This window comes from Hymenobacter sp. DG01 (genome assembly GCF_006352025.1).
Taxonomy (GTDB): Bacteria; Bacteroidota; Bacteroidia; order Cytophagales; family Hymenobacteraceae; genus Hymenobacter.
In genome coordinates this window covers 872,812-898,928 of record NZ_CP040936.1, presented here as the reverse complement: position 1 = coordinate 898,928, position 26,117 = coordinate 872,812, and the positions used below count along the sequence as shown (strand labels likewise).

The following is a 26,117-nucleotide window of genomic DNA, read 5'->3' as shown; positions in this document are numbered from 1 at the left end:
TCGGCGCAACCGCTTATCTTCCGGCTGGTCTTCGCTCCTTCACGCTCTTGCCCTATGACTGTTTCTACCCGCCGGCTCCTGCTTTCAGGCGCCCTTCTTCTGCTCATGGCCGCGCTGCCGGCTCAGGCTCAGAAGTTCACCCCGCAGGTGCAGGAATTTATCAAGGTAAACAGCCCTACTGTGGCTCTCACTGATGCCAAGGTGATTGACGGCACCGGCCGGCCGGCTCAGCTGCACCAAACCGTGGTGCTCCGGCAGGGGCGCATTGTGCAAGTAGGCCCCATGAAAAAGGTGAAGGTGCCCACCGATGCGCAGGTAATAAACTGCGCTGGCAAAACCCTGATTCCGGGCCTGGTGATGCTGCACGAGCACCTGTACTACACTATGCCCACAGGCAGCTATTTCAACATTGCTCAGATGCCCTACTCCTTCCCGCGCCTGTATCTGGCCGGGGGAGCCACCACCATCCGCACGGCCGGCAGCATCGAGCCCCAGACCGACCTGGCTATTCAGCGTATGGTGCGGGAGGGCAAGCTCATCGGGCCGGAAATGGACGTAACGGCACCTTATATGGAGGAGCCCGCCCTCGATATTCCGGCCCTGAACACCATTAAAGGCCCCGAGGATGCGGCGGCTACTACCGCCTTCTGGGCCAATAAGGGCTGTACTTCCTTCAAGATGTACATGCACGCCACCCGCGCCGACTTGGCCGCCGTGGTGCGGGAGGCCCATGCCCGCCAGCTCAAGGTAACCGGCCACCTCTGCTCCATTACCTACCGGGAGGCAGCCGAAATCGGCATCGACAACCTGGAGCACGGCTTTATGGCCAGCTCTGATTTCGTGCCCAACAAAGCCCCCGACGTAGCCGACTACCCCGCCGGGCGCCGCTCGTTGCTGCAGCTGCCCGTCAACAGCCCGGAAATGAAGGAGCTGATGAGTTTCCTGATCAGCAAGAAGGTTGCCCTTACTTCTACCCTACCCGTGTTCGAGCCCTACACCGGCCGCGAAGTGGTGCTGGGCGGCGGCCTGAGCGCCCTGATTCCGCAGCTGCAGGAGCGCGAAACCCTTACCTGGCAGCAGAACCAGCAGAAGGACTCGGCCAGTGTGCGGCTGTTCAAGAAAGAAATGGCCTGGAAAAAGCAGTTTTACGATGCCGGCGGCCTGCTGGTAGCCGGCACCGACCCCACCGGCGCGGGCCGCACCCATTGCCGGCTACGCCAACCGCCGCCAGATTGAGCTACTGGTAGAGGCCGGCTTTACGCCCGTGCAGGCCATCAAAATCAGCACCCTGAACGGGGCCATCTACCTGGGCCGCGACAAGGAAATCGGGACGATTGAGGCGGGCAAGCAGGCCGATCTGGTTTTGATTGACGGCGACCCGGAAAAGGATATTCAGCAGGTGCGCCGCATGGAGCTGGTCTTCAAGCAAGGGGTAGGGTTTGACTCCATGAAACTGTTTGACTCCATGAAAGGCAAGGTTGGGCTGAATTAAAGGGGTAGGCGCTCAGCGCTGACTGGTCAAAGAGAAAAAACGAGGGCTCTATCTCAGTTGAGATAGAGCCCTCGTTTTGGAGGTGCGTTTGTCTGGCGCGGCTACACGGCCGCGCTGCCCTCATCCTGGGCAGCAGTGTCGGCCAGGAGTTCCACATTGCCCCGCAGATCCATCAGGAAGCACTGCACCTGCAGCGGGTTTCCGCTGGTTTGGCTCCAGCTGCGGATGCGCTCGGCCAGCTGCTGGGCGTAGCGGTTGTGCAGGTGCAGCTCGTTTTCGTGGTGCTGGTGAGAGTCGTCGAAAGAGCCTTCGTCGCCGAGAAATACCTTATAGGCGCCGCAGTTGCGGTGTTCCAGAATGTACACGTCGCGGACGTTGTGCAGCTTGCAGGCCACATCGAGGTGCTCGAAGAAGGCCGTGTTCCAATGGTCATTTACAACGGCACCCAGAGCCGCCCCGGCCAGAATAAACTGGTCGTATCGGTTCGTCAGGTTGTCGTGCTCCATAAAGCGCACGATGTCATCGAGCAGACGCAAATCCATACAGCTCAGCAGCAGCACATTGCCGCGGGCAGCGGGGTACGCAGGGTAGGAATGACGCATAGTGAGAAGGGTTGAGGGCATGGCGGTTTGGGGTACTACGGTTCGACAGCGGAGCGGGATGCGCCCGATTAGCTAGTTCAGTAAAAGGTATTGGCTTTTCCAGTAAGAAGGCCGGCGGTATAGTCGGCTTCAACGCTGAACGGTGGGTAGCAGCCTCATTGCCTGATAGTTTAGCGTTCCGCCTACCCGCCTCTGCGCCTTGTGCTCTGGCCTGACAAGCGGTCAAGACTTCTCAGCGGAAAAAATATTTCCCGGGAAGCTGTAACCTTCCGCAAAAGGCGCAGTTTCCACCGCCGAATTCGCTCCCACCTCTCACCGACTCCGCGCTTGAACTCGCTTACTGACAACTCGCTCATGCTGCAAGTGAAGGCCGGCCAAGTCGAGAAGATGGGCCTGCTGTTCGAGCGGTATCACCGGCCGCTGTTTGCGTTTTTCTACCACTCCAGCGGCAACGCCACGGCCAGCGAAGACCTGGTCCAGAATGTATTCTACCGGATGCTGAAGTACCGCCACACCTTCACGGGGGAGGGCGAATTCCGGACCTGGATGTACCACCTGGCGCGCAACGTGCTGGCCGATGCCGCTCAGAAAAACAAGGCCTCGCTCCACCACCAGGACGTAGCCGACTGGGCCGAGAAAATTGCCGGAGGCCCCAGCGCCGACGGCAGCCTTCAGCAGGCCCAGGATGTAGCCCTGCTCCACCGGGCCATGGCCCGGCTCAGCCCCGACCAGCGCGAGGTACTGGTGCTGAGCCGCTTTCAGGAGCTGAAATACGAGCAGATAGCGCAGCTGCTCGATACTACGGTGGGGGCCGTGAAGGTGCGCGCGCACCGGGCCCTCTGCCACCTCAAGGATATTTATTTCAAACTGGAAAATGGAAGCAAAGTTCGTGAACTGTGAAGGCGTGCAGGAGGAGTTGATGGACTGGCTGGCCGGCACCCTACCCCCCGCCCAACGCCAAACCGTGGAAGCTCACCTGGCGGAGTGCCCAGGCTGCCAGCAGGAGCTAGCGGCCGTGCAAAGCCTCTGGTCAACCATGGGCCAACTCCCCGTGCCCGAGCCCAGCGAGCAGCTACGGCCCACCTTTTACGCCATGCTGGCTGATTTTCAGGCAACTGAACAGCGCCGGCAGCGGTGGTCGGTGGCGGGCGTATTGGAGCGCATCAGGGCGTGGTGGCAGCCCGCTTATGGCCTGCGGCTGGCCTACAGCCTGGCCTTGCTGCTGGTAGGTCTGGTTGCCGGCTATGGGCTGAAGGGCCGCCCCGATGCTGCCGGCATGGGGGCCGGGCAACCCGTGGCTGCTTCTGAGCCCGCTGCGGCCGGCCCGGAGGCCCAGCCCACCCAGGTACTGGCCCTGCTCAGCAACCCCTCGGCCGTGCAGCGCCTGCGGGCTGTGAGCTACGCCGAGGAAGTAGCGCCCACCAATGAGCGGGTGGTAGCGGCTCTGTTGAGCACTCTGAATCAGGACCCCAACGTGAACGTGCGGTTGGCCTCCCTGGAGGTGCTGGCCGGCCTCAGCCACGACCCCGTGGTGCGCCAGGGCCTGGTCCGGTCCCTGCCCCGGCAGGACTCGCCCCTGGTGCAGTCGGCCCTGGCCGATGTGATGGTGCGGCTACAGGAGCGCCGCTCGGTGCGCCCCCTGCGCAAGCTGCTGCAGCAAGACAACCTGAACGAGCAGGTGAAAGATAAAATTGAGCAAAGCATTGAAACGCTGTCCGGCGACCAAGCGCCTCCACCCTCAACTTCCTCCACAAATCATGAAACCCGCACGCTTACTTAGTCTGATTTGCCTGCTGCTGTGGCTACCCAGCTGCGGACTGCACGCCCAGAACCGTGAAGCCACGGAAAAAATCACCCGCGAGTTTGCCCTGACCGGCGCCCCCAGCGGCGGCACCCTGGCTCTCTACAACATCTTCGGCTCCGTAACGGTGCAGGGCTACGGCGGCAACACGGTGCTGGTGGAAGTCACCAAAACCATTACCGCGCCCACCGCCGAGCTGCTGGAGCAGGGGAAAAAGGAAGCGCAAGCGGGCTTTGAGCAGCACGCCGACAGCGTATTGCTGTACGTGGCCGGCCCCCAGGACTCGCGGCCGAACCGCAGCCACCAGTCGGGCCGCTTCCGGGACAACTGGAACAACCAGGAGCGGCCGCGCTATGCGTATCAGTTCGATTACACCGTGAAAGTACCTGCTGGCATGGAGGTGCGCGTCTCGACGGTAAACGGCGGCAAAGTGCTGGTGCAGGACGTGAGCGGCCCGCTGCAGGCCCGCAACGTGAACGGGCCAGTTACCATCCGGAACGCCCGGCAGGCTACCCTGGCCCACACCGTGAACGGCGACGTGGACGTGAGCTACGCCGCGGCTCCTACCCAGGCCGCTTCCTACCATACCATTAACGGCAACATTGTGGTGAGCTACCCGGTCACGGTGTCGGCCGACCTCTACTTCAAAAGCATGCACGGCGAAATGTTCACCGATTTCCCTGCCGCCGAAGTGCTACCCGCCCGCGTCACGCAACACCAGCAGCCCGACGGGCAGGGCACCCGGTACAAACTCAGCAAAGAAACTGCCGTGCGGCTGGGTAAAGGCGGAACTGACTTCCGCTTCGAAACCCTCAACGGCAACGTCACCATCAAACAGCAACCCCGATGAACAAGATACTTTTTCGTGCCCTGTTTGCCCTGTTCGTGCTGGCCTGGGCCCGGCCCCTGGCGGCCCAGCAAGCCAGCAAAGAACAACTTACAGTTGCCCTTAGCGCGCCCGGCAAACCCGGTATGCTGCACCTGAAACTGGTGGGGGGCTCCATTCGGGTGGAGGGCACCAGTGGGAAAGACGTGGTCATTGACGTGGCCACCCGCGGCAGCCGCCGCGAAGCCAGCTCGTCGGACGAGGCCGCTCCGGCCGGTATGCGACGCCTCTCTAAGGGAAGTGGCCTGGAGGTAACGGCGCAGGAAAAAGACAACCACGTGTACGTCCGGACCCAATCGTGGCAGCAGCCGGTGGATTTCGTTATCAAAGTGCCCCGCCAGTTTTCCCTGCAGCTGGGCACGGTAAACGAGGGCAACATTACGGTGCAGAACGTGACCGGGGAGCTGGAAATCTCCAACGTGAATGGCTCCATCCGCCTCGAAGACGTAGCCGGCTCGGCCGTGCTGAACACCGTTAATGGCGAGGTGGTAGCCACCTTCCGCGACATCACCACCGGAGCGCCCATGGCCTTTTCCAGCGTAAACGGCAAGATTGACGTGACCCTGCCGGCCAAAGCCAAAGCGGCGCTGAAGCTGAAATCGGACCGGGGCGACATCTACAGCGACTTTGACCTGGCCGTGGACAACAGCGCCCCCAAAGTAACCCGCACCGCCAAAGACGGCACCTACCGCGTGAGCCAGGAAAGCTGGACCAGCGGCCGGATTAACGGCGGCGGCGCCGAGCTGCTGATGAAAACGCTCAACGGCAACATCTACATCCGCAAAGCCAAGTGAGTGGGCTTTGTTGCGGGGCTGCTGGCTGCAACCGGCGCCCCGCTTGGGTTTGTGGGGTAGGCCGCGCAGCTACCAGCCCCGCAGGCGCTGGTTTTGCAGAACCATAAACTCGGGCAGCGTAAACTCGCCCATCACAAACCGGCGCAACAGCCGCATGGTGGCCGCAGTGACCAACGGCGCTCCTTCCTGGCTAATACCAGAAATATACTCTGCCTGCAGCAGGCGCTTGGCCCAGGCCTGCTGATCCGACACTGGCATAGAAGCAGGTGGTGCTTCGAAATGCATAGGCAATCAAGGATGGTGCGCCGGTACATACGGGAAGCCGGCCCCCGCCAGATTGCCTGATCCTGGAACTTAGTTTTTTTACTACCTGATACTGTTGAGCTTAGCCAACCCGCCCACCCGAGGCAGCCGACGAGAAACCGGCGCCGCAAAAGCCGCCTCCCGGCAGGCTGCGCAGCAGCAGGTACAGGCCCGAAGCGGCCAGCTGCTCGCCTACCAGCCCCGACAGCTTGCACCAATAAATCGGGACGCGGGCGGCGCGGGCCTGCTGCTCCAGCCGAAAAACGGCCTGCTGGCCGGCGTACGAAATGTAGGTCAGCCGCTCACAGTCGATCCAGAGGGGCTTGGCCCCACCGAAGATGTTGCGGCTTATTAATTGCTGCAGGTCCCGGGCATCGGCCGGCGTGCGGCACGCTCCGCGCAGGCTTACCTCCTGGCCAGCCGCCATACCAGTTACTTCAATATGCAAGGGTTGGAAGGGCACCGGATGCTTGTTCGGTTATGTGAGTCGTGCAAAGCAAAGATATCCGGCCGAGCCGCAAACCGCCCCCGTTAAAACCCGGATTCCGGCGGCGATTTTTACGCATTTTTCTGCCCGCGCCCCGCTAACCCGGCCGTTACAGCGACTTGGTAAAGCTGACTTTTATTTTCAGCTGGAAGTCGCTGATGACCTTAAAGATTTCCTTGAGCGTGACCTGCTCCACCTGCGTGAGGGTAGTAGGGTCAATGTAGTTGCTGGGGGTAGTACGGTCGTTGATGATCTGGCGGGCCTGCTTCTGCAGGCGCATGCCCATGAGGTAGTAGTAGGCCTGCAGCAGCTCCTGGTATTCTTTCTCCGTGAACACGCCCCGCTCCCGCAGCTGGGCCAGCCGCTCGCCGGTGTTGGTCAGGAAAATCTGGTTTTTGAGGGCGTACACCCGCACCAGGTCCACAATGGGCGCCATGGTTTTCTTCAGGTCGAACACCTGCTGGTCGCCCTGGGCGAAGGTGCGGATGTTGCGGAAGAAGGTGAGCGGGGGCTCGTACTGCAGGGCATTTTTGGCCATAAAAAACAGGAAGCGCTCCAGGGGCTGGGCCAGCTCCTGGCTCAGGAAATCCTGCAGCTCGTGCATCAGGCTGGCCTCGCCGTAGAGGTAGCGGCAGTCGAAAAAGGTAGCGAACTGCATTACCATTTCCGGGTTCGACTCGCTCATCCACTGCTGGTAGTTGCGCTTCCAGTGCGAAAGGGAGTGGGTCCATTTGGGATTTTTGGCCATGAAGCCCCCCGAGCAGAAGTGCAGCCCGATGTGGTTCAACTGGTCGGACACGGCCGTGGCGAAGCGCAGGAAGTACTCGCGCACCAGCTCGCGCTGCTCGTTGGCTTTGTCCTCGTAAATGATGGCGTTGTCCTGGTCGGTGAGCAGGGTTTGCTCCTTGCGGCCTTCGCTACCCAGCACCATGAACACAAACTTGGCCGGGGCCGGGCCCAGCTCGGCCAGCACATTCTCAATCACCTTCAGGGCAATGGTATCGGCTACGGTACTGATGACCTGGTTCACGATGTCGGCCTTTACCCCGCGGCTCAGCAGCTGGTTCACGATGTCGGGCACCATTTCCCAGCGCCGCTTCAACTCTTGGGTGCCCTGGGCCAGCTTCACGGCCTGGATAAACATAAACGGCGACTGGGCCAGGTCGCTGAGCAGCTTGTTACGGCTCAGAAAGCCCACGTACTCCCCGTCCTGCTCCACCAGCAGGTAGCGGGTTTTGGTCTGGAACATGCGCAGAATGGCTTCGTACACGAAGGCCTCGCGGGAAATGGACACCAGCGGCGTGGCGGCTACCTCCCCTAACGGCCGCCGGGCATCAAGGCAGCGGGCAATGACGGAGTCGCGCAGGGTAATATCGGTGCAGTAGCCCCGGATGGCGCCCGTAGCGGCGTCGGTCACGAACAGGCAGCTGACCTTGGCGGCGGCCATGCGGCGGGCCGCCTCGAAGATGGGCTCCCCGGCGGGGCAGGTAACCAGCTCCCGCGCCTCCAGGGTGCTGATGCGGCGCGAAAACAGCTGGTCGGCCACCAGAAAGTTTTGCTCGGGCGGATTCACCGGCTTCACGAAGTGGGCAAACTCCTCGTTGAGCATCCGCTCCCCGTAGCGGGCCGTGAAATAATGAAAAAAGGGCTTGTAGGCCTGGCACAACGCCCGGAAGTCGCGGCGGGGCAGGCGTAGCACGCGGGTTCCCTTCTGCACCATTACCGTGCGTAACGAGCGTTTTTTATTCAGCAGGATGGACATGCCCCCGTAGCAGGTGCCGGGGCCATATACCTCGGGCAGGCGCTTGTGCTGCTCACTATCGAAGAAAAACGTTTCGTAGCCGCCTTCCACAATAATATCGAGGCTGCGCACCTTGGAGGTATCCTGTTGGTAGAGCAGGGTTTCGCGCGGATGCTGTACTTCCTCCAGCAGCCCCAGCACGCCTTCCAGCACATCGTCGGGCAGCAGATTGAACGGGGCAACGGTACGCAGAAAAGCCAGGCGGTTATCCATATGCAAGCCAGAGTAAAAGAAACAGTAAGGCGGTGCCCAGCACTACGCCTACCCACCGCAGGGCGGCCAACGATGCCGGGGCACCGGGCACCGATAGGGGCAGTTGCCCCGCGAGCTTGGCGGGCGGCAACAGGCCCCGGCGCTGCAACTCAAAAAAACAGCGGGCCGTGGCGGCGGCATCAAGGTAGGCATCGTGGAGGCGGTTCATGGGCCTACCGAACAGCAGTTCGTGCAGCTCGTGGAGGCGCAGGTGCCGGTGGTGGGGAGCTCCGGACAAGGGGGGCCAGGTAGCCTTCATGGTGCAGAACTGGGGCAGGCCGGGCAGCGGATTGGGCAGGCCGGCCCGACTGAAAGCAGCGCCCAGCACGTGAAAATCGAACCGCAAAAAGTGCCCAACAACGCGCGGATGATACGTTTCCAGATCTTGGAGCAAGCGCCGCAGCACGGCGGCCGGCTCCTGGCCGTGCTCCCGCAAAAATTCCGGCGTGAGGCCGTGAATGGCAATGGCGGCCGCCGGCATGCGCCCGGCCGGAATCTGCAGGTAGTCCTGGTCCGACTTCACCCACTCACCCGCCGTGGTGTACACTACCCAGGCTAGCTGAGCAATGCAGGGCCACTCCTTTTCCTCGGCATAGGGCCGGTCCCAGCGCCGCGGCAGCCCGGTGGTTTCGGTGTCCAGGAAAAGCAGATACTCCTGCGCCATCAGGCAACGGTGAAAACAGAATACTCTAAGAACAAGGGCCGAACAGTCAGCAGCTACGGTGTAAACATGCAACAGCCCCTACCCCCCGCTGCCGACGTAAGCCCGGCGTGGAAGAACTGACACGTTAGCCGTTCGGCCATTGCTGTGCAGCGGGCCGCGCAACGGCTACGGCGCCACGTCGCCCACAAATTTCAGGGCTGGGTCGCGCACGGAGCGGCCTTGGGTATCGGCCGAGTAGGCGGTGGATTGGCGCACCAGCAGCTCGGGGCGCAGGGCCACCTGCCGGGGCGTGAAGGGGCGGCCATCGGCCTCAATCAAATCCAGCAGCAGCCGCACTGAGGCCTGCCCCATTTCCTCGCAGCGCTGGTCAACGGTGGTGATAGGGGGCTGGGTAATGGTGGTGAAGGTTTCGTTGCTGAAGCCCGAAATAGCAACGTCTTCGGGCACGCGCAGGCCCTGGCGCTGGGCTTCCTGCAGAGCCCCCAGGGCGGCGTAGTCGCCGGCGGCAAACACGCCGTCGGGCGGGCGGGCCGTGGCCAGCAGCTGGCGCAGGCCTTCGGCGGCCTGGTCCTGGGCCATGTCGGAGTAAAGAATCAGGCTTTCATCTTCGGGCAGGCCGGCTTCGCGCAGGGCATCGAGGTAGCCCTGGCGGCGGTTGCGGTAGATGTTCAGGTGCTGGGGCCCGGCCAGGTGGGCAATGCGGCGGCAGCCCTGGGCAATGAGGTGGCGGGTAGAAAGGTAGCCCCCTTCCTGGTCGTCGAGCACCACGGCATTTACATTGTCGCCCTCCACTACGCGGTCAAAAAACACCAGGGGCAACCCGCGCCCGCGCACTTTCTCGAAGTGGCGAAAGTCGCGGGTGGTGCGCGAGAGGGACACCAGAATGCCCGCTACCTGGGCGCTGAGCAGAATATCGAGGTTGCGCCGCTCCTGAGCCACGTCCTCGTTCGACTGGCAGATAATGACGTTGTAGCCCGCCTTGCTGGCCGCCGTTTCAATGCCATGTACCACCGACGGAAAAAACCGGCCTTCGATGTAAGGCACCACAATGCCCAGCAGCTGGCTTTTGCCTTTGCGCAAGGCGGAAGCTAGGCGGTTGGGCTGGTAGTTGTATTTCTTGGCCAGCTTCAGCACCTTCTGCTTCATGGCGGGCCCAATGCTGTGATGGTCGCTCAGGGCCCGGGAAATCGTCGTCATCGACACGCCCAGCTCCCGGGCCAGATCAGCCATCGAAACGGGGCTGGTATTATTTACGTCGGCGACTTGCTTTTTTCGGGGAGCCATAGAGGAGGAGCGCTACACAATGCTTTGTGTAAAGATAGAACGTTTTAGGATTTGACGGGTAGCACAGGGCCAATTACCGGGTTTTACGCCTTGCAACGTAGGAATCAGACAGGAAGTGGCCCGCATTCTTTGTTACCCTTTGATCCGGCTGGCAAAATACATTTCGGCTAAGGCTACCTACCTATTAAGTTTTTCTTATTACTTTACACAATCGATTGTGCCTGTTGCGTACCGGGTTTCCCGTGGTCTGCCGGCCCGGCGGAATGCTTGCTCCGCACTACTTGCCCCCTGGCTGGGGGTTCCACTCCGCCTCTTCCATCCTCTGCCCACTTCATTTACTCCATGCCTACCTCTTCTCCCACCCGACTCCTGCAGCTTGCCAGCGGCCTGGCGCTGTGCAGTACTCTTGGCCTGACAGCCGCCCTGGGCCAGACCAAGCCCGCAACCGCCATTACCGTGCAGGTGAACAAGCCTGGGGCGCCAGTTTCGCCTATTATGTACGGGTTGTTCTTCGAGGACATCAACTTCGCCGCCGACGGCGGGCTCTACCCCGAACTGGTTAAAAACAAGTCGTTTGAAATTCAGGGGCAGCATTTTATTGGCTGGAATGCCCTGCTGGGGGCCGCCGCCCTACAAACCTACACCGTCACCACCGACCGGCCCCTCAGCGCCACCAACAACCATTTTGCCCGCCTCACGGCCGCCCAGGCCAGTCCTAACGCCGGCATTGTGAACGAAGGCTTCCGCGGCATGGGGGTCAAGCAGGGGGCGGAGTACACCTTCTCGGTGTACCTGCGCCGGGGCCCGGGCAATGTGAGCGGCCTGAACGTGACGCTGGAAGAGCAAGGCCGGCCGGGCTCCGGCCCCGTAGCGGCTACCGCGGGCCGGGTGCTCGCGCAGGCCCAAATCGGGGGGCTTACCCCGGAATGGAAAAAGTACACCGTGGTGCTGAAGCCCACGGCTACGGCGGCCAAAGCCCAGCTGAAGCTTACCATGGAAGGCGCCGGCACCCTCGACCTGGACGTGGTATCCCTGTTCCCGAAGGACACCTGGAACAAGCGCGAAAACGGCCTGCGCCCCGATCTGGTGCAGCTGTTCAAAGACATGCAGCCGGGCTTCCTGCGTTTTCCCGGCGGCTGCATCGTGGAGGGCCGCACGCTCTCGGAGCGCTACCAGTGGAAGGAAACCATCGGCGACGTAGCCGCGCGCGTGCCGCTGATTAACCGCTGGAACATGGAGTTCAAGCACCGCTCTACCCCCGACTACTACCAGTCCTTCGGGCTGGGCTTCTTTGAATACTTCCAGCTTTCCGAGGACATTGGGGCCGAGCCCGTACCGATTCTGAACGTGGGCATGGCCTGCCAGTTCAACTCCTCGGAGCTGGCCCCGGTTACCAGCACCGCCGCCGCCGGGCCCAGCGCCCCCGAAGCGCACAGCCACGACAACGACCCGACCCTGGAAACCTTCATTCAGGACGCGCTGGATCTGGTGGAGTTTGCCAACGGCCCGGCCAGCAGCCCCTGGGGCGCCAAGCGCGTGGCCATGGGCCACCCGGCCCCGTTCAACCTCAAGTACATTGGTATTGGCAACGAGCAGTGGGGCCCCCAGTACCTGGAGCGCTACGAGCCGTTTATGAAGGCGGTGAAGGCCAAGTACCCTAACATCAACATCGTATCCAGCGCGGGCCCGGCCCCCGATGGCGACCTGTTCGATAAAGCCACCAAGCGCCTGCGGGAGCTGAAGGCCGAGGTGATTGACGAGCACTACTACGCCAGCCCCGAGTGGTTCCGGAAGAACGCCGGCCGCTACGACAACTACCCCACCACCGGCTCCAAAATCTTCGCCGGCGAGTACGCCGCCCAGACGGTTGCCATCGGCAGCCCCGACAACAAGAACAGCTGGGACACCGCTATTTCGGAAGCCGCTTTTATGACCGGGCTGGAACGCAACGCCGATAAGGTAACCATGGCCTCGTACGCCCCTATGCTGGCTCACGTAGATGCCTGGCAGTGGACCCCGAACATGATCTGGTTTGATAACCTGCGCTCCTACGGCACCCCCAACTACTACGTGCAGAAGCTGTTCTCGCTTAACAAAGGCACCACCATGCTGCCCGTACAGCTAAGCGCCGGTGCCCGCAACGGCCAGGACAACCTGTTCAGCAGCGCCGTGGCCGACGACAAAACCGGCGACATCGTGGTGAAGCTGGTGAACTACTCCGCCGAGGCCCGCCCCGTGACGGTGGCCCTGCAGGGCGTGAAGAAGCTGGGCAAAACCGGCAAAGCTACCGTACTGTCCAGCCCCGACCTGAACGCCGTGAACAGCCTGGACCAGCCCCTGAACATTGCCCCGCAGGAGGCTTCGTTCAAGGTATCATCGTCGAATGTAACCTACACGCTGGCCCCGAATTCCTTCACGGTGCTGCGCATTCCCGGCAAGCGTTAATCTGGCAGCTGACATGACGAAGACTCTCTCTCTGCTAACGGGTGTTCTGCTGGCCGCATCTGTTCCTACCCTGGCGCCCACCGCGGCGCTGGGGCAGGCCGCGCCCGAGCAGGCGGCCGGCAACCCCATCATCAAAGACAAATACACCGCCGACCCGGCTGCCCTGGTGCACAAAGGCACCGTGTACCTCTACGCCGGCCACGACGAAGCCCCGGCCCGGCAGGAACGCTACGTGATGAACGAATGGCTGTGCTACTCCTCCCAGGACATGGTGACCTGGAAAGAGCACCCCTCGCCCCTGAATGTGAAGGCGTTTGCCTGGGCCAAGGCCGATGCCTGGGCCTCGCAGGTAATTGAACGCAACGGCAAGTTCTACTGGTACGCGGCGGTGGAGCACGGCTCCGTGCCGGGCAAAGCCATTGGAGTAGCCGTGTCCGACAGCCCCACCGGCCCGTTCAAAGATGCCCGGGGCTCGGCCCTCATCACCAACAATATGACCGACAGCCCCATTATGTGGGACGACATCGACCCGACGGTGTTTGTAGATGACAAGGGCCAGGCCTACCTCTACTGGGGCAACACCAACTGCTACTGGGCCAAGCTCAAGCCCAACATGACGGAGCTGGATGGCCCCATCAACAAGGTTACTACCCTCCCTAAGTTCACGGAAGCCCCCTGGCTGCACAAGCGCAACGGCTGGTACTACCTCAGCTACGCCTACCAGTTCCCCGAGAAAATTGCCTACGCCATGAGCCGCAGCCCGGAGGGCCCCTGGGAGTTTAAGGGCCTGCTTAATGAGGTAGCCGGCAACTCCAATACCAACCACCAGGCCATCATCGACTTCAAAGGGCAGTCGTACTTCATCTACCACAACGGCAGCATCCCCACCGATGGGGGCTCTTTCCGCCGCTCCGTTTGCATCGACTATCTGTACTATAACAAGGATGGCACCATGAAGCGGGTAGTTATGACCACCGAGGGCGTGAAACCAGCCAAGTAACCGAACCGGGGCAGCGTCCACATTGCCTTAGCCCTACCCCCTCTACCCCACCAAGTCTAACACAATCGTTTATGTACCTACGTTTGCGGAAACGTCTTTTACTTGTGGTCTGGCTGTTAGGTGGCTTCGGGGCCTCTGCCCAGACTACCCCGGCCCTTATTCCGGCCCACGACCCGGTGATGATCCGGCAGAACGGCACATACTACATGTTCTGCACGGGGCCGGGCATTGCGGTGTGGTCGTCGAAAGACCGCCGGAACTGGACGCGCGAGAAACCGGTGTTTCCTGCGGCCCCGGCCTGGGCGGTGCAGGCCGTGCCGGGGTTCAAAAACCACATCTGGGCGCCCGATATTTCCTACCATAACGGTGTGTACTCGCTGTTCTATTCCATTTCTGCGTTCGGCAAAAACACGTCCTGTATCGGGCTGGCTACTAACAAAACCCTAGACCCTACCTCCAAAGATTACAAATGGACGGACCACGGCCGCGTGGTGCAGTCGGTGCCGGGGCGCGACATGTGGAATGCCATTGACCCTAACCTGATTCGGGACGAAGCCGGAACCCCTTGGCTGTCATTCGGCTCTTTCTGGGAGGGTATCAAGCTGGTGAAGCTCCGCCCCGACCTAACGGCCCCGGCCCAGCCCGAGCAGTGGCGCACTGTGGCCAAACGCCCCCGCAGCCCCCAGCTCAACGACTCCTTACCCGGCGACGGCGCCATTGAGGCTCCCTTCATCTTTCGTAAGGGTGGCTATTACTACCTCTTTACCTCCTTTGACTACTGCTGCCGTGGTCCCCAGAGCACCTACAAAATCATGGTGGGGCGGGCCAAATCGGTTACCGGCCCGTACGTGGACAAGGCGGGGGTAGCCCTCGACCAGGGGGGCGGCACCGAGGTGCTGGCCGGCAACAAAAACTGGTTCGGGCTGGGCCACAACTCGGTTTATACCTTCGACAATACCGATTACCTCGTGTTTCACGGCTACGACGCGGCTGATAAGGGCTACCCCAAGCTGCGCATTGAGCGGCTGACCTGGGATGCGGCGGGGTGGCCGGTGGTGCAGCCTTAAGCACAAGGGCGGCATTTTTTAGCACAATCGTTTGTGCAGATGCCATTCGTTTTTTACTTTTCTAACCGTAAGGATCAGGAGTGACTACCGGCACCGGTTTCGGTATCGATACCGGTCTTTTTTCTGGCCGTAAGCTGGTCGGAAGGCTGTCTTAAGGGACTTTGAAGCCGTAGCTTAGCATCTTTCCTACCTTTTTTATTGTCGTTTCGTGACCAAGCCGACTAATTCCCTTGCTGATCTGAGCGTAAACACCATCCGCCTGCTGTCGGTGGATATGGTGCAGGCGGCCAACTCCGGCCACCCGGGCCTACCCCTGGGTGCGGCCCCGATGGCCTACGTGCTGTTCTCGCGCTTTCTGCGCTTCAACCCCCAGGACCCCAAGTGGCCGAACCGGGACCGGTTTGTGCTGTCGGCCGGCCACGGCTCGGCGCTGCTTTACAGCTTGCTGCACCTGTACGGCTACGATTTGTCCTTGGATGATTTGAAGGCGTTCCGGCAGCTGCACTCCAAAACGCCCGGCCACCCCGAGTCGAACCTGACGCCCGGCGTGGAGGTAACCACGGGGCCACTGGGTCAGGGCTTTGCCAACGGGGTAGGCATGGCCATGGCCGAAGCCCACTTGGCCGCCGTGTACAACAAGCCCGGCCACACCCTGCAGGACCACTACACCTATGCCATCGTCTCAGACGGGGACCTGATGGAAGGCATTGCCGCCGAAGCCGCCTCCCTGGCCGGCCACCTGAAGCTGGGCAAGCTCATCTACCTCTACGACGACAACGACATTTGCCTCGACGGGCCCACCAACCTCTCCTACACCGAGGATGCCTTAGCCCGCTTTGAGGCCTACGGCTGGCACACCCAGCGCGTAACGGATGGCAACGACCTCGACGCCATTGAGGCCGCCATCAAAACCGCCCAGCAGGAAACCCAGCGGCCTTCCATCATTTCGGTGAAAACCATCATCGGCTACGGCAGCCCGCAGGAAGGCACCAGCAAAGTGCACGGCTCGCCCCTGGGCCCCGATAACCTGAAAAAGGCTAAAGAATTCTTCGGCTTCGACCCCGAAGCCACCTTTGTAGTGCCTGAAGAAGTGCGGACCCACTTGGCCGAAGCCGGCCAGCGCGGCGCCCAGCTTCAGGCTGAATGGCAGCAGAAAACAGAGGCGTTCCAGCAGGAGTACCCAGCAGAGTGGGAACTGTTCCGGACTTCGTTTGCGGGAGAGCTTCCTGCAGGCTGGGATGCCTCGCTGCCCGTCTTTACCGCCGCCGACGGCGCCCTGGCTACCCGCCAGGCCTCGGGCAAAGCCCTGAATGCGCTCAAGCAGACGGTGCCTTTCCTGTTCGGGGGCTCGGCCGACCTTGCCAGCTCCAACGAAATGCCCACCAGCGGCGCCGTGAGCTTCCAGCCCGGCTCCTATGAGCACAATAACATCTGGTTTGGGGTGCGCGAGCACGCCATGGGCGGGGCCATGAACGGCATGGCTCACCACGGCGGTGTACGTCCCTACGGCGGCACCTTCCTCACCTTCTCCGACTACATGCGCGGCGCCATCCGCCTCACGGCTCTGGCCGAGTCGGGCGCTACGTTCGTCTTCACCCACGACAGCATCGGCCTGGGCGAGGACGGCCCCACCCACCAGCCGGTGGAACAGGTTGCGGCCCTGCGCACCATCCCGAACATTGTGGTGCTGCGCCCCGCCGACGCCAACGAAACCGTAGAATCATGGCGCGTGGCCCTGACCACGCCCAAGTCGCCGGTGGTCCTGATTTTGTCGCGCCAGAAGCTACCGGTGCTGGATCAGGGGCACTATGGTTCGGCCCGCGAGGGGGTGGCCAAAGGGGCCTACATCCTCCAAGAAGCCGAAGGCGGCCAGCCCCAGCTGATCCTGCTGGCTACGGGCTCCGAAGTATCCTTGGCTTTGCAGGCGCAGGAAACGCTGCAGCAACAAGGCGTGGCAACCCGCGTAATAAGCATGCCCTCGTGGGAGCTGTTTGAGAAGCAGGACAAGGCCTACCAGCAGCAGGTGCTGCCCCCGGCCGTGCGCAAGCGGGTGGCTATTGAGGCCAGCTCACCGATGGGCTGGCACAAATACGTAACCGATGAAGGCACCGTCATTGCCATGAACCGCTTCGGCGAGTCGGGCCCCGGCGAGGCCGTGATGGAGCTGTTCGGCTTCTCCGTTGAAAACGTGGTGAAGCAAGCCAACTGGGTGCTGCAGGGCCAACCCTCCGAAATTGAAAAGAAGGAAGTGCTGTCGTAAGTAGCTTATTCCTTATCCTTTCTGTTTGTCATCTTGAGCATGCCGCGCATCAAGCACCATGCTCAAGATGACAGTTGGGCGAGGCGCTCTTACTTCTTCCCACTGTGTTTTTCACCAGTACTGATAAAAACCACCCACCTATATGAACCCTCTTGTTGCCATTCACGACTTCGGCCAGAGCATCTGGCTGGACTATATCCGCCGTAACATCCTGCACAACGGCGAACTGCAGCGCCTGATTACTGAGGACGGCCTGCGGGGCGTGACCTCCAACCCGGCCATCTTCGAGAAGGCCATTGCCGGCTCCGACGACTACGCCGCTGACATTCAAGAATTTGCCAAGGAAGGCCTCTCGGCCGATGAGATTTACGCCCGCCTGGCCGTGGCCGACGTGCAACAGGCCTGCGACCTGCTCCGCCTCCTCTACGACCACCCCGATAACGGCGGCGACGGTTACGTAAGCCTGGAAGTATCGCCGGAGCTGGTGAACGATACGGCAGGCACGGTAGCCGAGGGCCTGCACTTCTGGAAGGAAGTGAACCGCCCCAACGTGATGATTAAGGTGCCCGCCACGCTGGAAGGCCTGCCCGCCATCCGGCAGCTGATTGCGGCCGGCGTGAACGTAAACGTGACCCTGATTTTCAGCGTGGAACGCTACCGCTTGGTGGCCGAAGCCTACCTGGCCGGCCTGGAAGACCGGGTAAAAGCCGGTGGTTCCGTAAAGCGTCTCGACTCCGTGGCTAGCTTTTTCCTTTCGCGGATTGACGTGCTGATTGACCCCATGCTGGAAAAGCTGGCGGCCGAAGGTGGCGAAAAAGGCGAACTAGCCCAGAGCCTTGTAGGTGAAGTAGCCATTGCCAGCGCCAAACGCGCCTACGAGGTATTTGAGGAGATTTTCGCCGGTCCGCGCTGGGAAGCCCTCAAGGCCCAGGGCGCTCAGCCCCAGCGCCTGCTGTGGGCCAGCACCGGCAACAAAAACCCCAAGTACGACGACCTGAAGTACGTAGAAGCCCTCATCGGCCCGAACACCGTAAATACCATTCCGGTAGAAACCCTGGACTTCTACCGGGCCAAAGGTCAGCCCGCTAACCGCCTGGCCGACAAGCAGGAAGTAGCCATGCTGGACCGCCTGCCCGAGCTGGGCCTCGACCTGGAAGCCCTCACCAACCAGCTGGAGCAGGAAGGCGCCAAAAAGTTCACCGAGCCCTTCGGCAAGTTGATGAACGTGCTGGAGCAGAAGCGCCAGGAGGCCCTGGCCGGTGCTAGGGCTTAAACCGATTTAACCTGTTATCGAGGTACCGGTGCTAGCTACGGAGCAGCCGCATGACCCGCACCGGGTTTGCGGCTGCTGCCTCACCCGGTTTCTGGCGCTGCCGAGAACAACACTTACCAGCGGGGAGCCACCATGTGGCTCCCCACTTTTTTACCTACTCCTGTATGGCGGAAAGTACGCCGACCCAGCGCCGGGTGGCCGTGAGTACCTTGTTTTTTGTGGCCGGGCTGTGTTTTGCCTCCTGGGCCTCGCGCATTCCGGATATCGGGCTGAAGCTGGGCCTGAGTGAGGGGGAGCTGGGCCAATTGCTGCTGGCCTTGCCGGTGGGCTCCATGCTGGCCCTGCCCGTGGCCGGCTGGCTGGTGCACACCTACGGCAGCCGGGTAGTGGTGCTGCTGGCTACGTGCCTGTACGCGGGCTTCCTACCTCTGCTGGGCTGGGCAAGCGGTTTCTGGACCCTGGCCGGCAGCCTGGTGCTGTTTGGCTTTGCCGGCAACCTGCTCAACACAAGCGTTAATACTCAAGCCATTGGCGTGCAGGCGGCTTAGGGTAAGCCCATTATGGCCAGCTTTCACGGGCTTTGGAGCTTGGCGGGTTTTCTGGGTGGGGCCCTGGGCACCTTGTTCATCCGCTGGCAACAAACCCCATTTCAGCACTTCCTGCTGGTGATGGGGTAGGCGTGGCTCTTACCGTACTGGTCCACCAGCGCACCCTGCCTCAGGACGTAGGCACCGAGGGCGGGGGCTCCGGCCTGCGCCGTCCCGAGCCCTACTTGCTCCGCATCGGGCTGATTGCTTTTTGCGGCATGCTCTGCGAAGGCTGCATGTTTGACTGCAGCGGGGTGTACTTTCAGAAGGTGGTGCGCCCGGATGCTACCCTGGTCACGGCGGGCTACGTGGCCTGTATGAGTACCATGGCCCTGGGCCGATTCATCTCCGACTACTTCACCCATTGCTTTGGCACCGCCCGGATGCTGCAGATCAGCAGCACGCTGATTACGGTGGGCCTGCTGACTGCCGTGGTATGGCCGGCCTTTGTGCCCTCTATTGCGGGGTTTCTGCTGGTGGGTTTTGGCATTGCCTCCGTCACGCCCCTGGCGTACAGCGCGGCGGGGCAGTCGGCTACGGTTTCGCCGGGGGTGGCCCTGGCTATGGTTTCCTCTATCGGCTACCTGGGGTTTCTGCTGGGGCCGCCCCTGATTGGACTGGTAGCGGAAGGTTCGAGCCTGAGGGTATCGTTTGCGCTGGTGGCCGGGTTGGGCGCGGCGATTGGGCTGCTGGCCGCGAGCCGTACCCTTAAGCAGCAGCAACCGCCATCCTCGCGGCGTACAGAAGCCGTATCCGCATAACAACCCTACATCAGATTTCTTTCTTGATTAGCGGTTCACATAGGCCTACCCCTACCTTACTTCTCTAACCCCACCCATCGAAACATCGGAAGGGTGCTTAAGCGGAAGCGGCAGAACCAGTTGGAGCAGTTAAGTGAGTAGTTACTTCTAAAAAAGAGTTGCAATATTTTATTGGTAATTTGTCATGAAATCGTTAATCTTACTCACCCAATCCTTAGGTAGCGGCGCACCATAGTTTCCCGGCCCCTGCTACCCCCTCCCAGGTCCGTATTCCCCATCGAGCCTTTTTTTATAAACTTCTACACAAACGATTGTGAAAGTCTCGTAACACAATCGTTTGTGTTCATCTTACCTCAATTCCCACACCCCTGTACATGAAAAAGCCTGTACCAAAAATGAGCCGGGTAACCATCCCGGCGTTGCTTTGCTGCCTGCCCTTACAGCCCGTACTAGCGGGCGCAGCCGCCCTTGCTCCGGTTACCGAGCGCCTGGCTGCCTCTGCCCTGGCCGACATTACTGTGTCGGGGCGGGTGGTGGATGAAAAGGGCGCGGGTCTGCCCGGCGTCAACGTGATTGTGAAAGGCACCACCACCGGCACCCAAACCGATGCCGACGGCCGCTTTACCCTCACGGCCCCCGATAATGCCACCCTGCAGATGTCCTTTGTGGGTTACACCCCGCAGGAAGTGCCGGTTAATGGCCAGACCACTCTCAGCATTTCCCTGGCCCCCGATAACCGCGCCCTTTCGGAGGTGGTGGTGGTAGGCTACCTGACTGAGAACCGCCAGAACGTAACCAGCGCCGTGAGTAGCCTGGATGTTAAAGAAGCTACCAAAGCGCCCGTGGCAACGGCTACCCAGGCCCTGCAGGGACGCCTGCCGGGTGTGGTGGTTACTGGTTCGGGTGGCCCCGGCGATGCTCCCATCGTCAACATTCGGGGTATTGGCACGCTGGGCAATGCCGGCAGCGGCCCTCTGTACGTGATTGACGGGCTCTGGACGGACAACATCCGCGACCTGAACCCCAACGACATCGAGACTCTGAACATCCTTAAGGACGCCTCTTCCACGGCTGTATACGGGTCGCGGGGGGCCAACGGGGTAGTACAGATTACTACCAAAAAAGGGCGAGCTGGCACGCCAGCCATCAGCTTCAATGGCTACCGCGGCGTAGACCAGGTGTACAAGCGCTACAACCTGACCAACGCCAGCGAGTGGGCCGACCGCGCCGTTACGGCCTACCGGAACGCCGGGCTGGACCCGCTCAACAACGGGCAGAACAGTCTGGCCGGGGCCGTGAAAGGGCCGGGCGGCGCCTTCAATCCCAACATCGACACCGACTGGCAGGACGAGTTTTTCCAGACTGGCACCACGGAAGACTACAACCTCACCTTTTCCGGGGGTAGCACGGGCGAAAAAACGGCCACCAACTTCCTTATTTCGGGCGAGTACTTCCACCAGGAGGGCATTGCCAAAGGTCCGGACTTTAAGCGTTACAGCCTGCGTCTGAACTCGGGCCTGACCCGCGGGCGCCTGAAGTTTCAAGAAAACGTGCAGCTCACTCACTTAGACGTGACGCTGCTGAACGGGGCGCCTTTCATCGACATTCTGACCATTATTCCCAGCATTCCGGTGTATGACCCGGCCAATGAAGGGGCTTCGGCACTGGTTCGCCCATTCTCAACACCTTTGCTACCAACCCCATTGGGGCCCAGCAGCTGCTACGGCGCACGCAGTCGGATAACCGCCTGGCCGGCAACGTCAGCACCGACCTTACCATCTTTGACTTCCTGACCTACCGGCTGAACGTGGCCATGGATGGGCACACCTACAGCAACGCCGACGCGCAGAAGGTGGGCATCCTGCGTCAGAATACCCGCATTAACACATCGTCCCTGAACGAGTTTCTGGGCTACGACCTGTTTTTGCTGGGCGAAAACACGCTGAACTTCAACAAGCAGTTCGGGAGCCATACGGTTAACGTAGTAGGTGGTTACTCCGAGCAGAGCTACCGCCAGCACAACGTGCAGGCCGGTGCCTAGGGGTTCACCAGTTCGCCCCAGTACTATTTTGAGCTGAGCGCCGGCCCGGAAAAGGGCATTATCGGGGGCAGCTCCTTTAAGTACACCAAACGCTCTTTCTTCGCCCAGGCCACCTACGACTTCAAGAACCGCTACCTGCTGTCGGTGAGCGGCCGCCGCGACGGTTCTTCGCGCTTCACATCGGCTAACCGCTGGGGCAACTTTGGGGCGGCTTCCATTGGCTGGCGCATCAGTGAGGAAGATTTCTTTAAGAATTCCCTACCTGCCGTCAACAACCTGAAGCTGCGGGCCAGCTACGGCTCCAATGGCAACGATGCCCTCAACGGTCTGTACGGAGGTAGCTACCTGCCCTACCCTATTGTTGGCCAGAACGTGAACTACGTTATCGGCACGGGCCAGACCATTGTAAACGGGGCCTCGCAACTGGCCCTGCCCAGCCCCGATATCCGGTGGGAGGACCGCTACACCAAGAACATTGGCCTGGATTTGAGTGTGTTGGACAACCGCCTCACGCTGGCTACTGATTACTACATCTCGCAAACCCGCAATGCTCTGGCTCCGGTGCAGGTGCTCACCTACCTGGGTCACTTCGGGCAGGCGCTGTACCAGAACGCCGGCGACATTGAAAACCGCGGCATTGAGGTGGCCCTGGGCTACCACGACACCCGCAGCGCCTTCACCTACGGGGCTGATTTCACGCTGACCACCGTGAAGAACAAGATAACCGCCGTGCCGGTAGAGGGCCAGGTGTTTGAGGGTGGGGAACTGCTGACCCGCTCGGCCCTGGGCACTTCCCTGGGCGAGTTCTTCCTGATTCCGTTTGATGGCATCTTCCAGTCGAACGACGAGGTAGCCAACTACAAGAACTCCCGGGGCCAGACTATCCAGCCCTACGCCTCGGCCGGCGACGTGCGCTACAAGGACACGAACGATGATGGCGTGATTAGCAACAGCGACGCCGTGTACGCGGGCAAGTCTATTCCGAACCTGGTGATGGGCCTGAACCTGACGGCCGCCTACAAGGGCTTCGATTTGTCAGTATTCTTCAACTCCTCCAGCGGTAATAAAATCTATAACACGGCCCGCCGCGACCTGGAAAGCTATGTGGGCCCGAACAACTACAACGCCGACGTAGAACCCTGGACGGCCGAAAACCCCTCCACTACTACCCCACGCCTGCTGCAGGGTGGTGGGCTGGGCAACCTGGGGCTGGCGGCTTCTTCCAACTCCCTGTTTAACACCACCCGCTGGCTCGAGGATGGTGACTACATCCGGCTGCGCAACATTCAGCTGGGCTACACCTTCCCCAAAATTCTCACCAGCAAGGTGCCCAGCCTGGGCAGTGTGCGGGTGTACGTAACCGGCCGCAACGTCTTCACCATCACCGACTATACGGGCTACGACCCGGAGGTAACCGGTACCGGCTTCTTCAGCCGTGGGGTTGACTTCAGCGCCTACCCCAACGTGCGCAGCTTCACGGGCGGCATTCAGGTGAACTTTTAACTCGTGTCGGGCGCGGGCTCCCCGGCTCCGCCCCTCTTCCCACCGTTTTTTCTACCTAAATGAAAACCAATACTCTCGCTACTCTTTTGCTTGCCGGCGGTCTGTTCCTGACCACGGCCTGCGAGAAGGATCTGCTGGATCAGGCCAACCCCAACGCCCCCACCACGGACCAGTTCTGGAAAACGCAGGATGATGCCATTAAGGGCGTGTACGCCTGCTACTCAGGCCTGCAGCAGTTTGCCTGCTACTACCGCAGCTGGCACTTCATGGCCCACCGCTCCGACGAGTCGTTCAGCCAAAGCCCCTTCGTAGCCCTGGCCGACTTCACCCGCTTCATTCAGCCTGACGTGGACTTTTTCATCTCCTCGTTTGCCTGGAATGACTACTACCGCACGATTTATCGGACCAACCAGGTGATAACCCACGTGCCGGAGATTCAGATGGACGAGACTCTGAAGAAGCGCTTGGTGGCGGAAGCCCGGTTTGTGCGGGCCCTGTCGTATTTCGATCTGGCCTACTTTTTCGGCAACGTGCCCCTGATTACGGTGGAGCCTACCGTAGCCACGCGGGCTCCGCAGGCCACCCAGGCCCAGGCCGAAGAATTCATTATTGCAGAGCTGCAGGCGACCATTCCGGACCTGCCCCTTTCCTACGGCGACGCCGACAAGGGCCGGGTAACCAAGGGCGCCGCCCAGGCCCTGCTGGCCAAGGTATACATGCAGCAACGCAAATGGTCGGAGGCCTCGGCCCTGTTCACCCAGATAGCGGCCAGCAACCAGTACGACCTGGTGTCGAACTACCTCGACAACTTCACGGACGCCAACGAAAACAACCGCGAGTCGCTGTTTGAGGTCCAGTTCACCGGGGCGGTGCTGGAAGTAGGGCAGGGCCAGGACAATGCTTCAGCCTCGGAAAGCCACGACCGGCCCAACTTCTTTGGCCCTCCCGGCCCCACCTACGCCGACGTGCAGCCCCGCCGCTGGCTGCTGGATGAGTACAAGGACTCGACGGTAGCCCTGGCCCCTGGTAGCACCACCCGCCACCTCATTGACCCCCGCCGCGACATCAGCATCATTCATGCCGGCAACCCCGACCGCTTCTACGGCAAAACCTTTGCCCAGTGGAACTGGAACCCTAACCAGCAATACTGGCGCAAGTATCTCAATGACCGCACGCGCGTGGATGAGAACTTTACCTCCGGCATCAACCACCGCGTTATCCGCTACGCTGACGTACTGCTGATGCAGGCCGAAGCCCTGACGGAGCTGGGCCAGATGGGCAACGCCCTACCCCTGGTAAACCGGGTGCGGGCCCGCGTGGGCCTGGCTCCGCTCACGGGTACGTTCACCCAAAACGCCCTGCGCCTGCTGATCCGCAGTGAGCGGGCCAAGGAGCTGGCCGGGGAAGGCACCCGCTGGTTTGACATTCTGCGCTGGCAGCTGCTGGACAACCAGGCTGGTATTGACGAGCTGAAAGCCCGGGACCCTGACTTTACCAACTTCCGCCTGGGCGTCTCGAAGCTGCTGCCCATTCCGCGCCGCGACCTGGCCATTGACCCCAACATCAAGCAGAACCCCGGGTACTAAGGTCCCTGTGTTTGCCTGAACGAAAACCATAAACAGCCGCTCTGGGCCCTGCTTGGAGCGGCTGTTGGTTTCTGGAAAGTTCGTGGTCTTTTCCTGTACTCCTGTTTGATGCTGTCATGAACCGATACGCTGGAGCATTACGCCGCTACTTGCCGGCTCTGGGGCTGCTGGCGCTGCTAAGTTGCCAGGACGGTGGCAAGGCTACCGTGGCGCCTGCGCCGCCCGTAGTTACCCCACCGGCGGGCTCCACCTTCACGAACCCCTTAATGGCCTCCGGGCCCGACCCGTGGGTGTATCAGAAGGACGGCTACTACTACTATATGCACACCACCAACACCAACCTGCGCATTTGGAAAACCGCCCGAATGTCGGAGTTAGGCTCTACGTCCAGTGTGGTGGCCTGGACGCCGCCCGGCTCGGGCAACGCCGCAGGCAACCTGTGGGCCCCGGAATTGTACTTTCTGGATGGCAAGTGGTATATCTATTACTCGGCCGGCCCGGCTGGCACCGACCTGGGGCAGCAGCGCACCTGGGTGCTGGAAAACGATGCAGCAGACCCCACCACCGGCACCTGGGTGGACAAGGGCCGCCTGTTCAGCTCGCCGGAAGACCACTGGGCTATTGACGGCACGGTGCTGGAGCAGAACGGCAAGCGCTATTTCATCTGGTCGGGTCACAACGGCTTGGACGGCGTGCAGCGCCTCTATATCTCCCAGATGAGCAACCCCTGGACCCTGACCGGGCCACGGGTGGAGCTTTCCCACCCCGAGTTCAGCTGGGAAGCTAATGGCTTCGGCGTGAACGAAGGCCCGGAAATACTGAAGCACGGCGGCAAAATCTTTCTGGTGTACTCGGCCAGCTTCTGCGGCACCGACCAGTACGCCCTGGGGCTGCTCACGGCCTCCGCTACCGCCGACCCCCTGCTCCCCGCGTCCTGGACCAAGTCCACTACCCCGGTGTTCGGGCAGAACCCGGCCGGCCGGGCCTACGCCACGGGGCACAACTCCTTTTTTAAGTCGAAGGACGGGCAGGAAGACTGGATTCTCTACCACGCCAACTCCAACCCCAACGAAGGCTGCGTGGAGAAGCGCAACCCGCGGATGCAGAAATTCACCTGGAACGCCGATGGTACCCCCAACTTCGGAACGCCCGTTGCCATTAACGCCGCCCTACCCCGGCCCGGCGGCGAATAGCCGCCGCGAGCCGGGACCTTATTTGTTTTCTCCTC

Annotated in this window: 24 protein-coding genes; 18 read left to right on the top strand and 6 right to left on the bottom strand. The window is 61.2% G+C overall.

Going from position 1 to position 26,117, the window contains the following annotated elements:
* The first annotated feature begins 54 nt into the window (after positions 1–54).
* Together FGZ14_RS03755 and FGZ14_RS03750 are read left to right on the top strand one after the other, a co-directional pair.
* A complete protein-coding gene (locus FGZ14_RS03755) occupies positions 55–1,236 on the top strand; it encodes an amidohydrolase (RefSeq protein ID WP_139921360.1) in 1,182 nt (393 codons plus the stop codon).
* Entirely contained in the window at positions 1,205–1,492 is a 288-nt protein-coding gene (locus FGZ14_RS03750) for an amidohydrolase family protein (protein ID WP_139921357.1), read from the top strand. Before FGZ14_RS03755 ends, FGZ14_RS03750 begins: the two co-directional genes overlap by 32 nt.
* Before the next feature lie 101 nt (positions 1,493–1,593).
* Here the strand turns inward: FGZ14_RS03750 and FGZ14_RS03745 are convergent, their stop codons facing one another.
* Entirely contained in the window at positions 1,594–2,094 is a 501-nt protein-coding gene (locus FGZ14_RS03745; RefSeq protein WP_139921355.1) for a hypothetical protein, read from the bottom strand.
* Between the two features lie 327 nt (positions 2,095–2,421).
* Between FGZ14_RS03745 and FGZ14_RS03740 the strand changes: the two genes are divergently transcribed.
* The 4 genes from FGZ14_RS03740 to FGZ14_RS03725 are packed head-to-tail and all read left to right on the top strand — an operon-like array spanning position 2,422 to position 5,575.
* Positions 2,422–2,994 carry an RNA polymerase sigma factor gene (locus tag FGZ14_RS03740; protein WP_308217166.1) on the top strand — a complete coding sequence of 191 codons (573 nt, stop codon included), beginning with the start codon at positions 2,422–2,424 and terminating at the stop codon, positions 2,992–2,994.
* Positions 2,969–3,874 (top strand): zf-HC2 domain-containing protein, encoded by a 906-nt coding sequence (locus FGZ14_RS03735; RefSeq protein WP_139921353.1) that lies wholly within the window; start codon positions 2,969–2,971, stop codon positions 3,872–3,874. The genes FGZ14_RS03740 and FGZ14_RS03735 overlap by 26 nt, the downstream gene beginning before the upstream one ends.
* Positions 3,852–4,745, top strand: coding sequence for a hypothetical protein (locus tag FGZ14_RS03730; RefSeq protein ID WP_139921351.1), 894 nt, complete (start codon positions 3,852–3,854; stop codon positions 4,743–4,745). The genes FGZ14_RS03735 and FGZ14_RS03730 overlap by 23 nt, the downstream gene beginning before the upstream one ends.
* A complete protein-coding gene (locus FGZ14_RS03725; RefSeq protein WP_139921349.1) occupies positions 4,742–5,575 on the top strand; it encodes a DUF4097 family beta strand repeat-containing protein in 834 nt (277 codons plus the stop codon). The genes FGZ14_RS03730 and FGZ14_RS03725 overlap by 4 nt, the downstream gene beginning before the upstream one ends.
* 69 nt (positions 5,576–5,644) lie before the next feature.
* Here the strand turns inward: FGZ14_RS03725 and FGZ14_RS03720 are convergent, their stop codons facing one another.
* The 5 genes from FGZ14_RS03720 to FGZ14_RS03700 form a co-directional block, all read right to left on the bottom strand.
* Positions 5,645–5,860, bottom strand: coding sequence for a hypothetical protein (locus FGZ14_RS03720; protein ID WP_139921347.1), 216 nt, complete (start codon positions 5,858–5,860; stop codon positions 5,645–5,647).
* A 100-nt stretch (positions 5,861–5,960) separates the two neighbouring features.
* The gene (locus FGZ14_RS03715) at positions 5,961–6,326 is read right to left on the bottom strand and encodes a hypothetical protein (RefSeq protein ID WP_139921345.1); all 366 of its coding nucleotides are present in this window, start codon (positions 6,324–6,326) and stop codon (positions 5,961–5,963) included.
* A gap of 148 nt (positions 6,327–6,474) precedes the next feature.
* Positions 6,475–8,379, bottom strand: a complete 1,905-nt coding sequence (locus FGZ14_RS03710) for a DUF294 nucleotidyltransferase-like domain-containing protein (RefSeq protein WP_139921343.1) — start codon at positions 8,377–8,379, stop codon at positions 6,475–6,477.
* Positions 8,372–9,082, bottom strand: coding sequence for a 3'-5' exonuclease (locus tag FGZ14_RS03705; RefSeq protein ID WP_139921340.1), 711 nt, complete (start codon positions 9,080–9,082; stop codon positions 8,372–8,374). Before FGZ14_RS03705 ends, FGZ14_RS03710 begins: the two co-directional genes overlap by 8 nt.
* A 165-nt stretch (positions 9,083–9,247) precedes the next feature.
* Positions 9,248–10,366 carry a LacI family DNA-binding transcriptional regulator gene (locus FGZ14_RS03700; RefSeq protein WP_139921338.1) on the bottom strand — a complete coding sequence of 373 codons (1,119 nt, stop codon included), beginning with the start codon at positions 10,364–10,366 and terminating at the stop codon, positions 9,248–9,250.
* 342 nt (positions 10,367–10,708) lie between these two features.
* On the opposite strand from FGZ14_RS03700, the gene FGZ14_RS03695 reads away from it, so the two are divergent.
* The 12 genes from FGZ14_RS03695 (at position 10,709) to FGZ14_RS03645 (ending at position 26,082) form a co-directional block, all read left to right on the top strand.
* Positions 10,709–12,811: an alpha-L-arabinofuranosidase C-terminal domain-containing protein gene (locus FGZ14_RS03695; protein WP_139921336.1), complete on the top strand. Its 2,103-nt coding sequence runs from the start codon at positions 10,709–10,711 to the stop codon at positions 12,809–12,811.
* 13 nt (positions 12,812–12,824) lie between these two features.
* The gene (locus FGZ14_RS03690; protein WP_139921334.1) at positions 12,825–13,811 is read left to right on the top strand and encodes a glycoside hydrolase family 43 protein; all 987 of its coding nucleotides are present in this window, start codon (positions 12,825–12,827) and stop codon (positions 13,809–13,811) included.
* A gap of 71 nt (positions 13,812–13,882) precedes the next feature.
* Positions 13,883–14,878, top strand: coding sequence for an arabinan endo-1,5-alpha-L-arabinosidase (locus tag FGZ14_RS03685; RefSeq protein ID WP_139921332.1), 996 nt, complete (start codon positions 13,883–13,885; stop codon positions 14,876–14,878).
* 208 nt (positions 14,879–15,086) lie between these two features.
* On the top strand, positions 15,087–17,138 hold the full coding sequence (gene tkt, locus FGZ14_RS03680) for a transketolase (protein WP_139921330.1): 2,052 nt from the start codon (positions 15,087–15,089) through the stop codon (positions 17,136–17,138).
* Positions 17,139–17,280: 142 nt separating this feature from the next.
* Complete coding sequence (gene tal, locus FGZ14_RS03675) at positions 17,281–18,411, top strand: transaldolase (protein ID WP_139921327.1); 1,131 nt, start codon at positions 17,281–17,283, stop codon at positions 18,409–18,411.
* A 164-nt stretch (positions 18,412–18,575) separates the two neighbouring features.
* Positions 18,576–18,959: an MFS transporter gene (locus FGZ14_RS21975; RefSeq protein WP_257883334.1), complete on the top strand. Its 384-nt coding sequence runs from the start codon at positions 18,576–18,578 to the stop codon at positions 18,957–18,959.
* A 131-nt stretch (positions 18,960–19,090) separates the two neighbouring features.
* A complete protein-coding gene (locus tag FGZ14_RS21970; RefSeq protein WP_257883333.1) occupies positions 19,091–19,759 on the top strand; it encodes an MFS transporter in 669 nt (222 codons plus the stop codon).
* Between the two features lie 374 nt (positions 19,760–20,133).
* Entirely contained in the window at positions 20,134–21,552 is a 1,419-nt protein-coding gene (locus FGZ14_RS03665) for a SusC/RagA family TonB-linked outer membrane protein (RefSeq protein WP_139921326.1), read from the top strand.
* 20 nt (positions 21,553–21,572) lie between these two features.
* Entirely contained in the window at positions 21,573–21,800 is a 228-nt protein-coding gene (locus tag FGZ14_RS03660) for a hypothetical protein (protein WP_139921324.1), read from the top strand.
* A 33-nt stretch (positions 21,801–21,833) separates the two neighbouring features.
* Entirely contained in the window at positions 21,834–23,303 is a 1,470-nt protein-coding gene (locus tag FGZ14_RS03655) for a SusC/RagA family TonB-linked outer membrane protein (protein ID WP_139921322.1), read from the top strand.
* Positions 23,304–23,362: 59 nt separating this feature from the next.
* On the top strand, positions 23,363–24,889 hold the full coding sequence (locus tag FGZ14_RS03650; protein ID WP_139921320.1) for a RagB/SusD family nutrient uptake outer membrane protein: 1,527 nt from the start codon (positions 23,363–23,365) through the stop codon (positions 24,887–24,889).
* 116 nt (positions 24,890–25,005) lie between these two features.
* On the top strand, positions 25,006–26,082 hold the full coding sequence (locus FGZ14_RS03645; RefSeq protein WP_139921318.1) for a family 43 glycosylhydrolase: 1,077 nt from the start codon (positions 25,006–25,008) through the stop codon (positions 26,080–26,082).
* Positions 26,083–26,117: the final 35 nt, after the last annotated feature.

What these genes read in the sequence shown, in the direction of transcription:
- tal (WP_139921327.1), top strand. Translation starts at nt 17,281, where the DNA reads ATGAACCCTCTTGTTGCCATTCACGACTTCGGCCAGAGCATCTGGCTG.
- FGZ14_RS03745 (WP_139921355.1), bottom strand. Translation starts at nt 2,094, where the DNA reads ATGCGTCATTCCTACCCTGCGTACCCCGCTGCCCGCGGCAATGTGCTG.
- FGZ14_RS03695 (WP_139921336.1), top strand. Translation starts at nt 10,709, where the DNA reads ATGCCTACCTCTTCTCCCACCCGACTCCTGCAGCTTGCCAGCGGCCTG.
- FGZ14_RS03725 (WP_139921349.1), top strand. Translation starts at nt 4,742, where the DNA reads ATGAACAAGATACTTTTTCGTGCCCTGTTTGCCCTGTTCGTGCTGGCC.
- FGZ14_RS03735 (WP_139921353.1), top strand. Translation starts at nt 2,969, where the DNA reads ATGGAAGCAAAGTTCGTGAACTGTGAAGGCGTGCAGGAGGAGTTGATG.
- FGZ14_RS03755 (WP_139921360.1), top strand. Translation starts at nt 55, where the DNA reads ATGACTGTTTCTACCCGCCGGCTCCTGCTTTCAGGCGCCCTTCTTCTG.
- FGZ14_RS21975 (WP_257883334.1), top strand. Translation starts at nt 18,576, where the DNA reads ATGGCGGAAAGTACGCCGACCCAGCGCCGGGTGGCCGTGAGTACCTTG.
- FGZ14_RS03650 (WP_139921320.1), top strand. Translation starts at nt 23,363, where the DNA reads ATGAAAACCAATACTCTCGCTACTCTTTTGCTTGCCGGCGGTCTGTTC.
- FGZ14_RS03660 (WP_139921324.1), top strand. Translation starts at nt 21,573, where the DNA reads ATGGATGGGCACACCTACAGCAACGCCGACGCGCAGAAGGTGGGCATC.
- FGZ14_RS03645 (WP_139921318.1), top strand. Translation starts at nt 25,006, where the DNA reads ATGAACCGATACGCTGGAGCATTACGCCGCTACTTGCCGGCTCTGGGG.
- FGZ14_RS03730 (WP_139921351.1), top strand. Translation starts at nt 3,852, where the DNA reads ATGAAACCCGCACGCTTACTTAGTCTGATTTGCCTGCTGCTGTGGCTA.
- FGZ14_RS03705 (WP_139921340.1), bottom strand. Translation starts at nt 9,082, where the DNA reads ATGGCGCAGGAGTATCTGCTTTTCCTGGACACCGAAACCACCGGGCTG.
- FGZ14_RS03690 (WP_139921334.1), top strand. Translation starts at nt 12,825, where the DNA reads ATGACGAAGACTCTCTCTCTGCTAACGGGTGTTCTGCTGGCCGCATCT.
- FGZ14_RS03685 (WP_139921332.1), top strand. Translation starts at nt 13,883, where the DNA reads ATGTACCTACGTTTGCGGAAACGTCTTTTACTTGTGGTCTGGCTGTTA.
- FGZ14_RS03720 (WP_139921347.1), bottom strand. Translation starts at nt 5,860, where the DNA reads ATGCATTTCGAAGCACCACCTGCTTCTATGCCAGTGTCGGATCAGCAG.
- FGZ14_RS03710 (WP_139921343.1), bottom strand. Translation starts at nt 8,379, where the DNA reads ATGGATAACCGCCTGGCTTTTCTGCGTACCGTTGCCCCGTTCAATCTG.
- FGZ14_RS03665 (WP_139921326.1), top strand. Translation starts at nt 20,134, where the DNA reads ATGAAAAAGCCTGTACCAAAAATGAGCCGGGTAACCATCCCGGCGTTG.
- FGZ14_RS03700 (WP_139921338.1), bottom strand. Translation starts at nt 10,366, where the DNA reads ATGGCTCCCCGAAAAAAGCAAGTCGCCGACGTAAATAATACCAGCCCC.